We start from the raw sequence: 13,436 nt of genomic DNA, 5'->3' as shown, positions 1-13,436 counted from the left end.
AGTGACACATGCAAACCACAGGAAATTTGGGCTTAAAGAAACCAGAGGGAACAGATATCGTTGATATTGCCGATCTGAACGGGAATATGGACATCTTGGATAATGCCGTAACTGGCAAGGTTGATAAAGTTACTGGGAAACAGCTGTCCACGAACGACTACACTACGGCGGAGAAAACGAAGCTGGCGGGTATCGCTGCGGGTGCCAATAATTATGCGCACCCTAATCACACGGGGGATGTCACTAGTACTGGTGATGGAGTCACGGCTATTGCGGCTGGGGTGATTGTCAACGCGGATGTTAATGCTTCAGCCGGAATTGATGCCTCGAAGATTGGGACTGGCGTGGTCTCAAATGCAGAGTTTGGGTATTTGGATGGGGTGACTGGGGGGATTCAGGGGCAGTTAAATGGTAAGGCGCCGTTGGTTACTACGCCGCAGCAAACGACCGCTGATCTTACGTACTATGTAAGGACGGATGGGAATGACACAAACAACGGTTCAGCCAATACGTCAGCAGGGGCATTTAAAACAATCAATAGGGCTATCGGCATGATTCCTCAAGTTGTTAATCATACTGCATCTATAAATGTTGCATCTGGAACCTATGCCGAAGATGTGAGAATAAGCGGCAAAGTAGGCGGTGGTCATGTTCAATTTATGGGTACTTCTGTAACTATCCGCTCCTTCGTGGCTGAACGGTGCAATCGTATTGTTATAGACGGATTTTCTGCTAATACCACAACCTCAATGGGTTTTAATGCGTATGACGGCGGAAACATCGACATTAAAAATTGCTCCTGTGAAACTACCGCTAATTATCCGGGAATTAATATTGCAGGTCAAAACGCAGACATTAGAAATTCTTCGGTATCTGGACGGAACTTTGGAATAATAGTCGGAAGTGCTTCGATTGTTACATCACTCAATAACACGGGGCAAGCGAATGGCGTGGGTCTTTACGCTAGTCATGGCGGTTCAATCTATAAATATGGCTCACAGCCATCAGGAATAACTTCCGAAGGCTCATTAAATGGTATCATCACAAGTGGAGTTTTTAACCCATGGGGAGATAATACAACCACATCACGCCCGACCGCTGAAATGGGCCACACCGGGGCGGATCAATTCGCGAGCGCGGGTGTTTGGAATAAAGTATTATTCAACCTATCTCTATACAATATTAAAAACACTGCGAACGCAGCAAATAGTAGAATGGTAGCTCCAGAGACAGGAGTGTACTTGTTGAATGTTCGAGTAGCTATCTCTAACACGGGCGTGGGGAGAGGGGCTTTGGGGATCTTTGTGAATGGAATTTTAAATTCCGTAATAACAGAACAAACAAGTGATGCTATTCAAGTTGGTCTTTCACTGGGCGGTTCGGCACTTCTCCGTCTTGATGCGGGACAGTATGTGGAAGTTTATTTAAACCCTATACAAAACGTTTCAATACCATCCAGTGACCAATATACGCATGTATCTTTAATAAGAATTGCATAAAGGAGGGTGAAAGATGAATATAGCACTAGCAATTATGTATCTATACCCATACGCTAATCCATTTCGTGACTTTGTCGTCCAAGACAATGGCGCTGAACCTGTATTGCACGAGGGAGCCGAAGAAAAAGGTCGTGTCCGATATGAGATCAAGCCGCCAGGCGAAGGAGAAGAACCCTTAGAGGGCGTACACTACTGTTACGGCATTGACTATAACCTACTGGTCGAGGGTGAACACTACGACCTTGTAGAGAGAGGCCCATACATCGCCGCCTGGAACCTAGACGTACCACAACCAACAGAAGTAGAACTCGAAGCAGCGTGGGAAGCCTACCTAGAGGCCGAAGCCAAAAAGCCGCCAGAGTTAAGCGAGGTTGAGCAACTGCGCGCAGAGAATATGGCTTTGCAAGATCGGCTACAAGACATCGAAGTCATTATGGCTGAATTACTCAGCATATAACCAAAAGGAGTTGAGTTGTAATCATGACTATGGATTCACTTACCGCAGCCAAAATCCGGCTGATGACTAATGCCTGCATCACTCGTTATGATCGTGAGGAAGGTCCGATAGAGGATATCATTTCTTCCTATAACATGCAGCCGGATAATGAGATTTTGGTAAAGGTGCAGATTATCGAAAAACGATCAGATATACCATTTGTTGAACATAATTCTTCTGAGCAATCATCAGCTATATAACTTGCACGCATTCAAACAGGAGCGTGTTTTTTTGTGCCCTCGGTACCCCGGGGGCTGCTTACGCATCAACATCATTACAGAAAGGAGCGGACGAATGGGCGAAGGGGATATTGCGCAATTGGAGAAGCTGCTGCCATTGGCGGATAAGTATGGGCTGGCTTATATTGTTGCTTTCATTTTGATGATCGTGCTGATGGTGTTATTGCGTGCGATTGTCAAAGGGAACCTTGTACCGCGAGAAATGCTGGATCGGGCAGAGGAGGATCGGGATCGTCTGCAAGCGATTTTGGATAAGGAGCGCTCAGAGTTTATGCAGCCCACACTGGACGTCTTAAAGAAACTGAAGATTGACCATACGGAAGACAGGGGGAGTTAGGAATGCTGTCACAATGGATTCGGCGGCTGCTTCTCCCCCGGCATGTTGATAAAGAGATGGAGCTCCGCAGAGCCTCTACCAGCGTTACACTGACCATAAGTCATTATAGAAATGTCTCCCAGGAAATTCAGGAGGAGATTGATCGCAACCGATTCGCCAAATATTTAGTTTATGATCGAGGGGATCATGATGCACATGATTGATTTTTTATTATTGTTGCTATATAGCACTACTGCAGCTTGCGGATTATACATCATTTATCGCCACAGGCAATATTTTTACGAACGACTCCAAAAAGGTGTGGTCAGCGTGTTTATGCTGGCTATGCTTTTTTTCTTAATGGCCTATACGTTCAATATGCTTGTAATTCTACTATTCCGTTTGGCAGGATTACTAGGAGTGGACACAGCAGCATGGCTAATTTGGCTGAACTATAGCTGGGCTATTGCTCAATTCGGTACAACAATCGGCATCATTATTTTGGCATCAATGACGCGTTCCGGGAGATACGATCAATTCATTTATTTGAAAAAGATAGACAGAGAAGAGGATCAACATGCTGACACTAATTCAGGTGGAAAATAAATCGACCTCACGTCTAACCAACCTACACCCCGTAGTCCGTTCCGCGGCTACTGCTCTAATTGAACGTTGCTACAAACTCAACATCCCCATTCTCATTACCCAAGGCCTCCGCACAATAGCCGAGCAGGATGCTCTTTACGCACAAGGACGCACTAAGCCTGGAGCGATTGTCACCAATGCGCGTGGCGGGTATAGCTATCATAATTTTGGATTAGCGGTAGATTTTGCTCTTTTGCTGCCGAATGGATCGAGTGTGTCATGGGATATGCGCCGGGACGGGAATAACAATCAGATTATAGATTGGCAGGAGGTTGTAAAAGAGGCCAAGGCACTTGGCTTCGAATGGGGAGGCGATTGGACGAACTTTAAAGATTACCCACATTTTCAAATGGCATTTGGCTTAACGCTCACACAGTTACGAGCAGGGGCAAAGCCCTCAATATCCGCAGTGGAGTCAGCGTACAAAATCATCAATCGGAAGGAGGAGGAAACTTTGAAGGGTGACGCAATAGCTGTCGTAAAGGTTAACGGAGTTAAGGTTGCAGATGGAGTGCTTGAAAAAGGCATCACCTACGTTCCCGTTCGTATTATTGCAGAAGCGCTAGGTGCACAGGTGGGTTATGATTCCGCCACTAGGACGGTTGAGATTAAAAGTACTCACTAAGGAGGTATCTATCATGGAAACTAGAGAGATTTTAGATGAAGTTATGGCGTTTGCCTCAATATTAGCAGTATTCGTACTGGCGCTGGTCCAATTGGTCAAAAATAGTATCAACATCCCCCGTAATGCAGTCCCAATTATCGGACTATTGTTAGGCTTGCTCATCGGAGCGGCAGCGTATCCTTTTACCGAACTGGATATCGTTCTTCGCCTTTGGGCTGGAGGTCTGGCTGGTTTATCTGCGACGGGGTTGTTTGAGCTAGCTTTTAAGGATCGCCCGGGGACGACGAAAGAGTAAATGGATAATAGGTACGAATCATAAAAAAGGGCTGTTCCAAAAAGTCTGAATAGACCTAAGGAAGAGCCCTATTTTCTCCTAACGAAACTACATAGTTAAACTTCAGAACGAAAGCGTACTTCCAGGAAGTAGAGAGTAAAGCCCTGCAAAACCTTCTCCTTCTAATATAGAAGTGACATGATCAATATGCGGTTTGGGAGCATGAACGAGCACCGACCGGCGGCTGGGAACCGTTTGGAGCATTTCTCGAATGTCCGGTAAGCCTTGGTGGACTTTATAGCGAATTAATGAGATTGTACAACTCGTGTTGCTAGATTCTTCTCCCAAAGACCCTTTAACGAGACGGTGCCCGAAACTACCTGCCGCCAAATGTCCCGTGAAGATCACATGGTTGTCAGGAGAAGCAGAGAGCTGATGAAAGTACGCTTGTGCTTTTGCCGACTGCATCATTCCGTCATTGGTAAACACGATTGAGCTCTTGAGATTCAACAGTGCCTTTGCACGTTCCTCTGAATTAGATACAATGCACAAGTTCTTTCTATTAAGAAGCATATCAACGCGCTGAATAGCGCCCTCTTTCAGCCATTCGGTCTTATCGCTCAAAATTCTTAAAGGTGCTATGAGCTCTTCTTCGACGATCAGCTGATCATCCGGGAAACACTCGCTTGCCCATACGATCAATTCCTGACTTCTGCCATGGATAGGCACCGGCAGGAGGATTGATCCCCCTTTTTGCAGCGTGTTACAGATCGCTGACTCTAATTGCTGTAACTTTACAAGCTGCTCATCAGGATCCGCGCCGTATGCGGCATCGATAATAGATAGATCGACGGCATCTTTAGCTCCGGCTTCCATGATCGTTGGTGAATCTGCCATGAGCAGCAGCGACTCCTTCGTATAATCCCCTGAGAAAAATACGACTGTTCCGTCCCATTCGAGGATCAGCCAGACCGAACCTGCTAAATGTCCGCTTCGCCCCCATTGTACTCGAAGATTAGGGGCAATCCTCAGCCAAGTCTGAGGGGGGATATGCTCCTCTAAATACATGAACTCAATAGATTGTTTATCTATTTCTTCGTAAGGTAGTGATACAGACTGAGCTGCCACGTATTTATCCCATGCTTCGAAGTAATCGGGAAGCTGTTTAACGGTAGCTTTCGTTGTCCATACCTTACCTGAATATCCGTACTTATATAGTAGGGGAAGTGCTATGGAATGATCCTCATGCGCATGGGACAGAAACACGGCCTGCAAATGTGGGATGATGTCTGTGTCTAGCAGGGGGTATTCACCTGGGCCTTCTTTTTTGACACCACAATCGAGTAGGATACCAGATTGCCCATCTTTGTCTTGCAAAAGATAGGAGGAACGGCCATGCTCTCCGGCCCCTCCCCAAATCGTTAGTGTGCTCATCGTTGTCTCCGCTTTCTATCTGGGCTTAAATATTCTAATACTAGTAGTAATATAGTAGTAACGCCGACAGAGATTACTGCCATGGCCATCCCCATCGCCACTGCACCTTGTTCAAACTGGGCAAAAATATAGGTTGCCGAGGTCTGCATTGAAGGTGGAAGAATGAGTAAGGAGGCTACCAGTTCCCGATTGGAAATGGTGAAGGTCATCATCCATCCAGCCACCATCCCCGGAAGGATGAGAGGGAGCAGGATACGGCGGAACACATAAAGCTTGCTTCCTCCGAATACTTGTCCCGCTTGCATAAGGGAAGAATCGATCTGCCCATAGCTCGCTTTTACATACTGAACAGTATAGGGGATGAATAGTACAACGTAGGTTAGCACAACCATCCAGTAGGTATTATAGAGCGGAATAGGCATCCAGCGAGCATTCCATAGCAGGATTAGCCCTACTACAATTACAATTCCAGGAACTGTATTGGGGAGTAGACTGAATAGATCTGTAATTTTCTGCTTGAATGTAGCTCCTTTTCCTACAGTTAAGGCAAACCAAGTCCCAAGAATAACCGCGATACTGGAAGCAACGATGGCTAATGTGAAGCTATTCAATAAGGCCTCAAGACCTTGAGAACCCGGTGATAGCAGCTCTGCATAATGCTTTAAGGTTAAATTGCTCCAAGATACGCCTTCTCCTCGCAGCTTTAATAATGAGGCTGTTATGATTGAGAAATATGGAATGCCGATGGATGATAGCAGTAATAGAACGACATACCCCCAACTAAGGACCCCTACAATTCCCGTACTTCTATAACGTTTGGTACGCGTCCCTTTTCCGCCTATTAAGCGATAAGAGAAGCGGCTGCTTATTAGAGTCTGGATGTACCACATGACGAGACAAACTCCGAGCAGCAAGGAAGCTAGTGAAGTAGCTTTTCCAAAATCTATTGGCCAACTAGAGATATACTTATGGATCTCAGAGGTCAGAACGTAAAATCCGATCCTACGACCAAAGGTCGCAGGGGTACCGAATTCGGCAATCGTTTTGACGAAGATGAGAAGAGCTCCAAGCCCATAGCTGGATAACAGCAAGGGAATGATTACTCTTTTAAATCTGTAAAAGAACGGAGCGCCATGAACAGAGGCTGCTTCCTCCAGATTGCCCCCAATCTGCAAAAGCGCATTGCGCAGCAGCAAATATAGGAATGGGAAGAGATGCAGGCTCATGATCAGCACCATCCCTCCATAACTAAAGAAATACGGAGTCAGCACGGAGGAAGCGGGCAGAAACTGTTCCATATACCCACCCGTCTGCATAAATAACATCCAACCCATTGAACCAATGTATGGCGGAGTCATAAAAGGAATTAGTAGCACAACATCCAGCCAGTTATGATGCCCTAAGTCCGTTTTAGCCATAATCCAGGCCAGAGGTAGTGCAAATAGCGTAGTTAGTAGAATAACGCTTACCCCGAGCCCGATAGAATTCAGCAGTACCTCAACCAGATCATGACTACTCATAATGGTTCGTAGTGGCGCGGCTATATCTAACTGCTCATTAGGATAGATACTGGTCCAAAAAATGAGCAGGAGTGGCAGCAGTACGAGCACTGTCAGTATAAATAAAGCAAGTCCGCCGCTTACCCATTTAAATGAGCGTAAAGAGTTAATATTCATTACGCTTATTTAAAAATTTGTGTGAAGGTCGAGGAAACTTCATCGCTGTGCTCGTTCATCCATTCCCATTTCACATCAAATGTCTTAATTTCATCGAGATTCGCACGATTCTCTGCTTTCACGTCGGTTCTGCCTGGCAATAAGTAGGCTTTAGCAACTAGCGCTTGAGCTTCATCAGATAGAAGATAGTCGATAAAAGCCTTAGCATTATCTACATTCGGGCTTGTCTTAATAACCGCAGCCGGACGAGGGCTGATCACTGTTCCTTCAGCAGGGTAGACGATATCTACAGGCTCACCGTCAGCTTTTGCCTTATAAGCCATGTAATCTACACCTGAAGCAACGACGGATTTAGCGCCGGTAATAACTGGATCAAGTGCCTCTTGATTGGCGCCCGCCATCGCTACATCATTGCTTTTATATTGTTTAAAAAGATCCCAGCCGCTGTCCCCTTTAGCGCTTAAATATCCAGTTACGAAATCTAGAGCCGAGCCAGATAGCGAAGGATCTGGAATATTGACGGTTCCTTTCCATTCCGCTTTAGTGAGATCATCCCATGAAGTCGGAGGCGTACTAACTTTTTTTGTATTGTAGACAATCCCCAGTGCGGATGCGCTGTAGCTGAAATAATTTCCATCTGCTGTGTCTGACCAATCGCTTACGAGTTTATCTGCATTCACTGCTTCTTTATATGGAAGTAATAATCCATCGTTCTTCATCCCTTGCATAGACGGAAGGGAGGCAAGAACGACAACATCGACTACCGGATTAGATTTCTCTGCTTCCATACGGGCTAATATTTTTCCTGTAGTGCCTTGGAACATTTCGACCTTCACACCGGTTTTGGCTTCAAAGCCTTCTTTAATTTTATTGGCTAGACCTTCTGGACCTGCACTGTAGACGATAAGATTGCCACTTAGAGCTTTCTCTGTTGGTTGTGGTGCTTCAGTTTGAGCTGTAGTGTTAGCGTTTGAGTTTGGATTGCTTGCGTTAGCTGCAGGCGTGTTAGTAGAGCTACAGCCGGCTAGACTTGCTCCGATTATAGTTGTTAGAAGAAGTGTGCTAAGTCCTTTAGTATTATTCATTGGTTTCAATGTGAATGCCTCCCTAATATTTTTTGCATCTTGCTGCATGGAACAGCATCATACGAGCTATTCCATGCAGTGGACGCTTAATTCAGATGATGGATCTGGTGCTCAGAAGCGTAGACCTGGATCGTTTCTCCAACAGGTAGACGTTGATCATGATAAGCGGTCCAAGTCGTTCGGTTCTCCATGTCCAGAATGACCTCATAGCGATCACCCATATAGCTCACATGTCGAATCGTCCCCGTAAAAGGAAGAGAGGAAGCATCCTCCTGAGACCAACGTAAATGTTCCGGACGAAGCATTTGCTTATCGGGAAGGATCCAGTTGGATTTTCCAATAAAATGGGCTACAAAAGGATGATTTGGTTTCTGATAAATCTCCTCAGGTGAACCTGTTTGTAAAATAGTTCCGCCTTGCATCACGACCACTTCATCTGACATAGACATCGCCTCGGTTTGATCATGGGTGACGTATAGAGCAGTAATGCCCATGTTCCTCACCAAGGAGGTTAACTCCAGCCTCATTTCATCTCGCAAGACCGCATCCAGTGCACTTAGCGGCTCATCGAACAATACAAGCTGGGGTCTAGTAACTACTGCTCTGGCAAAAGCAACCCGTTGCTGTTGTCCACCGGATAGCTGATGGGGAAAGCGTAGCTCCAGTCCTTCCAGCTTTACGGAACGAAGGGCTTGTTGAACCCTAATCCGTAAATCCTTTTTCTGCTTAGAGGCACGAAGTCCGAAGGCGACATTCTCGAAGACAGTTAGATGCGGCCAGAGCGCGAAATCTTGAAAGACCATCCCAAAGTTTCGGCTATGGATAGGGCGGCTAATTCTTTTGTTCCCTGAGAAAATAAACTCGTCATCCATTAGAATTTCTCCCGCATCCGGTGTTTCTAGCCCAGCAATCAGACGGAGTAGTGTCGTCTTTCCACAACCTGAAGGACCGAGTAATGTCGTAAAGCTTCCAGCGGGAATCTTCAGATCTGCAGCCTTCAAGGCATGCACATCTCCGAATTTCTTTTCCAATCTGTGGATTGTAATTTCCTTCATCTCTATCTACCTGCCTGTTCTTAAGCTTGTTCTTAGTGTAAAGGTAAAGAATTCCCGCTATATTTGCTGAATGTAACTGTGATATTAACTTTTTTGCCGATTTATTTTAACATTCATAGAATTCTTCTATGGTACCGTTTAGGGAATAGGCAAGGGAGTGGATGATAATGAACCTTAATTTAATCAAGCTGGAAATCGTAGAACTGCTAAATAAACATAAAAAAATAACCACAGTGGCCGATAAACTTGGACTGAAGCAGCCCACCGTTACGTATCATTTGAAGAATTTAGAGCAGCAATTGGGGGAGAAGTTATTTGAATCCAGAATGGATAAAATGATTCTTACGGAGAGTGGGAAAGCGTTTCTTCATTATGCGACTAAAATCAATGCACTAGCTGCAGAAGCGGAGAGGGTTGTAAAAGAGTTCAGTCAGGCGGGGCGAGGAACGCTTAAGATTGGTGCCAGTTACGTTCCAGCTACTTATATTCTCCCAAAAATATTAGGGCTGTTTGGAGAACAACATCCGGGGATTACGATCTCTTTATCGGTTAAGCCTTCCCCTGTAATCAAAGAAATGCTGGCTAGTCATGAGATTGACCTTGGTATTTTGTCTACGGAATCTTTTTATTTGCCTGATCTGCATACTCAAGCTTTGTGTGAAGACGAGCTTGTACTTGTTTTTGCGCCATCTCACGAATTTGCCGCATTTTCTAATTTAAACCCGGCTATGATTGCTTCAGCGAGTTTTATATTACATGACAAGGAATCAAGTACACGCCAACTGACGGATAAATGGTTTGAGCGTGAAGGGAATGAACCCAGAACCTATATTCTGCTGGATTCACTGGAGGCCATAAAGCAATCACTTATGAGTGGAAAGTATGTTTCGTTTATCTCGCGGCTTGCTGTGGAGGACGAGGTGGCCAGAGGAAGATTGCTAATGCGCACCATTCCAGATTATAATTTTCAAAGACATATTTATTATTCGTATAACCGCGATCGTCATTATTCTCCGCTTATTGGCCTGTTCATCGATCAGATTCGAACACTCCGTATTTAAATACACATACTGAAGGCATTCTAGAGCCATTATATATAAGAAAGAATACATAAAATATAAGGACTGTATAAATTGAGAAATTGGTGTATAATCTTAATTACTGTGTCGCTTTACAGCACAAAAAAGTTGGAGATTTTCACGCGGTTTTATTGTATGATATGAGGAAAGCTTTAATAGAAGATATTTAGACAGACAATAATTAACACATTGATCCGGAAGAGAATGGGGGGAGCAGCATGACCGAACTTACGACTACCGTCAGCAAAAGCAACTCTAACAATCTGCTGCGACGGGACGTACGGTTCTTGGGGAACATTTTAGGAGAGGTCTTGGTTCACCAAGGCGGTAACGAACTACTAGAGATCGTGGAGAAAATTCGCGAAACCAGTAAATCGCTGCGCTCACTATTTTTACCTGAACTGCACAGTGAATTTAAGGAGTTAATCAATTCTTTGGATCCAGAGAACCGTCATCAGGTAATAAGAGCGTTCGCCATTTATTTTCAGCTCGTGAATATTGCCGAACAGAACCATCGGATTCGCCGCAAACGTGACTATGAACGTTCAGCTGGGGAGACAGTCCAACCCGGTTCTATAGAAAGCGCAATTAAAGAGCTTCGTGAACGTGATTTCTCTCATGAGGAAGTTAACGAGATTATTGCAGGATTATCTCTGGAACTTGTAATGACGGCACATCCTACGGAAGCTATGCGCCGTGCTATTCTCGATATTCATAAGCGGATATCTGATGATGTTATGGGTCTGGATAACCCTACTTTAACCTTCCGGGAGCGTGAACAGCTCCGTGAGAAATTATTAAATGAAGTGATTACGCTATGGCAAACGGATGAACTGCGTGACCGCAAGCCAACAGTACTCGATGAAGTGCGCAATGGGATGTACTATTTCCACGAGACGATTTTCCATGTATTGCCGGACGTTTATCAAGAACTTGAACGTTGTCTGAGTAAATACTACCCAGGACAGAACTGGCATGTACCAACTTACTTGCGTTTTGGTTCATGGATTGGTGGAGACCGCGATGGTAACCCTTCGGTAACTTCAACAGTTACCTCACAGACTTTGCGTATGCAGCGTAAGCTGGCGATTCGGGAATATCAGCGGATTATGCGTGAACTCATGAAATATCTAAGCTTTAGCACTAGTATTGTTAAGGTAACGCCGGAGCTCATTGAATCCATCGAAGCTGATCGTGAGATCATCAATCTCGGCAAGATGGAAGAATGGCGCAATGACAATGAACCTTACCGTATTAAGCTTAGTTATATGATCTCCAAGACACAAAATGTTCTGGATGATGAGAAAAAAGATACTCTTGAGCGTTATTCTACACCTGAAGAGTTTATCGATGATTTGAACGTGATTGACCGCAGTTTACGGCATCACTATGCCGATTATGTGGCCGACACTTATATTAAGAAATTGATCCGCCAAGTGGAGCTGTTCGGTTTCCATACGGCGACACTTGATGTGCGTCAGCACAGTCAAGAACATGAGAATGCTATGACTGAAATTCTGGCGAAAATGAACATTACGCCGGATTACTCCAAACTGTCTGAAGATGAGAAGATTGAGCTACTGGAGAAGCTGTTGAATGATCCACGTCCAATCACTTCTTCTTATCAGACTTATAGTGAGGGTACAGAGGAATGTCTTGCAGTGTACCGGACGATCTTCGCTTCGCAAGAAGAGTACGGCAAACAATGTATCACTAGTTATCTGATCAGTATGGCAGAAGCGGCAAGCGATATTCTGGAGGTTATGGTCTTCTCCAAAGAGGTAGGACTATTCCGCAAAGATAATGACGGTACAGTCGTATGTACGCTGCAAGCTGTGCCACTTTTTGAAACGATTGATGATTTGCATGAAGCACCACAAATTATGAATAGATTGCTCAACATGCCTATCTACCGCGATGCAGTAAGAGCAATGAATGATTTGCAGGAAATCATGCTTGGATATTCAGATAGTAACAAAGATGGCGGCGTGGTTACCGCTAACTATGAACTGCGTGTTGCTCTGAAAGAGATTACAGCTACAGCCGATAAGTTCGGAATCAAGCTGAAGTTCTTCCACGGTCGTGGTGGAGCGCTCGGCCGTGGCGGCATGCCGCTTAACCGCAGCATTCTGGCTCAGCCAGCCTCGACGATTGGCGGAGGCATTAAGATCACCGAGCAGGGAGAAGTGATCTCCTCCCGTTATTCGATGCAAGGGATTGCTTACCGCAGTCTAGAGCAAGCGACATCTGCGCTTGTGACTGCAGCGATCAATGCGAGAATTCCACAAGCGGATTTATATGAAGAGAAGTGGGAAGAGATTGTTGCCCGTATCTCTGAAGTTTCGCTTCACAAATATCAGGATTTGATATTCCGTGATCCGGACTTCCTGACTTACTTCAAAGAATCTACTCCTCTGCCTGAGGTTGGAGAGCTTAACATTGGTTCACGCCCTTCCAAACGGAAGAACAGTGACCGCTTTGAAGACTTGCGTGCAATTCCGTGGGTATTTGCATGGACACAAAGCCGTTATTTGCTTCCTGCATGGTATGCTGCTGGAACCGGACTGCAGAGTTTCTATGAGGGTAAGGAAGAGAATCTGAAGATTATGCAGCATATGTATGAGAACTTCTCATTCTTTACTACACTGATAGATACGCTGCAAATGGCTATCTCAAAAGCGGACTTGATCATTGCTAAGGAATACGCCAGCATGGGCAAGAACGAGGAAGCGCGTCAACGGATCTTCGGTCAGATTGAAGATGAATTCAAACTGACCTCTGAGCTGATCCTGAAGATTACTGGCCAGCAGGATATCTTGGATAACGTCCCTGTGATTCAGGAGTCGATTAGACTCCGCAATCCTTACGTTGATCCACTTAGTTATCTGCAGGTTCAATTGCTATCTGAGCTTAGAGCGCTCCGTGAAGTCGATGGAGACGATAGCGAATTGCTTCGCGAAGTATTGCTTACTATCAATGGCATTGCCGCCGGTCTTCGAAATACCGGCTGATA

Annotated in this window: 14 protein-coding genes; 10 read left to right on the top strand and 4 right to left on the bottom strand. The window is 45.1% G+C overall.

What is annotated here, in order from left to right; all coding sequences use genetic code 11:
- The first annotated feature begins 8 nt into the window (after positions 1–8).
- The 8 genes from NSU15_RS27415 (at position 9) to NSU15_RS27380 (ending at position 4,115) form a co-directional block, all read left to right on the top strand.
- On the top strand, positions 9–1,499 hold the full coding sequence (locus tag NSU15_RS27415; protein WP_076120983.1) for a hypothetical protein: 1,491 nt from the start codon (positions 9–11) through the stop codon (positions 1,497–1,499).
- Between the two features lie 13 nt (positions 1,500–1,512).
- Entirely contained in the window at positions 1,513–1,956 is a 444-nt protein-coding gene (locus tag NSU15_RS27410) for an XkdW family protein (protein ID WP_042131186.1), read from the top strand.
- A gap of 23 nt (positions 1,957–1,979) precedes the next feature.
- Positions 1,980–2,195, top strand: a complete 216-nt coding sequence (locus tag NSU15_RS27405) for a hypothetical protein (RefSeq protein ID WP_042131185.1) — start codon at positions 1,980–1,982, stop codon at positions 2,193–2,195.
- A gap of 94 nt (positions 2,196–2,289) precedes the next feature.
- Positions 2,290–2,571 (top strand): hypothetical protein, encoded by a 282-nt coding sequence (locus tag NSU15_RS27400; RefSeq protein ID WP_036681272.1) that lies wholly within the window; start codon positions 2,290–2,292, stop codon positions 2,569–2,571.
- Positions 2,572–2,573: 2 nt separating this feature from the next.
- On the top strand, positions 2,574–2,774 hold the full coding sequence (locus tag NSU15_RS27395) for a hypothetical protein (RefSeq protein WP_042131184.1): 201 nt from the start codon (positions 2,574–2,576) through the stop codon (positions 2,772–2,774).
- On the top strand, positions 2,743–3,156 hold the full coding sequence (locus tag NSU15_RS27390) for a hypothetical protein (protein WP_339288270.1): 414 nt from the start codon (positions 2,743–2,745) through the stop codon (positions 3,154–3,156). Before NSU15_RS27395 ends, NSU15_RS27390 begins: the two co-directional genes overlap by 32 nt.
- Positions 3,128–3,820 (top strand): M15 family metallopeptidase, encoded by a 693-nt coding sequence (locus NSU15_RS27385; protein ID WP_076120982.1) that lies wholly within the window; start codon positions 3,128–3,130, stop codon positions 3,818–3,820. The genes NSU15_RS27390 and NSU15_RS27385 overlap by 29 nt, the downstream gene beginning before the upstream one ends.
- Positions 3,821–3,833: 13 nt before the next feature.
- Positions 3,834–4,115 (top strand): holin, encoded by a 282-nt coding sequence (locus tag NSU15_RS27380; protein ID WP_339288269.1) that lies wholly within the window; start codon positions 3,834–3,836, stop codon positions 4,113–4,115.
- A 102-nt stretch (positions 4,116–4,217) separates the two neighbouring features.
- On the opposite strand, the gene NSU15_RS27375 is transcribed toward NSU15_RS27380, so the two are convergent.
- The 4 genes from NSU15_RS27375 to NSU15_RS27360 form a co-directional block, all read right to left on the bottom strand.
- Complete coding sequence (locus NSU15_RS27375) at positions 4,218–5,528, bottom strand: MBL fold metallo-hydrolase (protein ID WP_339288268.1); 1,311 nt, start codon at positions 5,526–5,528, stop codon at positions 4,218–4,220.
- The gene (locus tag NSU15_RS27370) at positions 5,525–7,204 is read right to left on the bottom strand and encodes an iron ABC transporter permease (protein WP_339288267.1); all 1,680 of its coding nucleotides are present in this window, start codon (positions 7,202–7,204) and stop codon (positions 5,525–5,527) included. The genes NSU15_RS27375 and NSU15_RS27370 overlap by 4 nt, the downstream gene beginning before the upstream one ends.
- Before the next feature lie 5 nt (positions 7,205–7,209).
- Entirely contained in the window at positions 7,210–8,289 is a 1,080-nt protein-coding gene (locus NSU15_RS27365; protein ID WP_339291491.1) for an ABC transporter substrate-binding protein, read from the bottom strand.
- Between the two features lie 86 nt (positions 8,290–8,375).
- The gene (locus NSU15_RS27360) at positions 8,376–9,344 is read right to left on the bottom strand and encodes an ABC transporter ATP-binding protein (protein ID WP_339288266.1); all 969 of its coding nucleotides are present in this window, start codon (positions 9,342–9,344) and stop codon (positions 8,376–8,378) included.
- A 167-nt stretch (positions 9,345–9,511) separates the two neighbouring features.
- Between NSU15_RS27360 and NSU15_RS27355 the strand changes: the two genes are divergently transcribed.
- Positions 9,512–10,405 carry a LysR family transcriptional regulator gene (locus NSU15_RS27355; RefSeq protein WP_042131177.1) on the top strand — a complete coding sequence of 298 codons (894 nt, stop codon included), beginning with the start codon at positions 9,512–9,514 and terminating at the stop codon, positions 10,403–10,405.
- A gap of 236 nt (positions 10,406–10,641) precedes the next feature.
- Positions 10,642–13,434, top strand: a complete 2,793-nt coding sequence (gene ppc / locus NSU15_RS27350; RefSeq protein ID WP_076120977.1) for a phosphoenolpyruvate carboxylase — start codon at positions 10,642–10,644, stop codon at positions 13,432–13,434.
- Positions 13,435–13,436: the final 2 nt, after the last annotated feature.

The sequence above is a fragment of the Paenibacillus sp. FSL E2-0201 genome, assembly GCF_037963325.1.
Classification (GTDB): domain Bacteria; phylum Bacillota; class Bacilli; order Paenibacillales; family Paenibacillaceae; genus Paenibacillus_AQ.
This window is presented reverse-complemented; position numbering and strand designations above follow the sequence as displayed.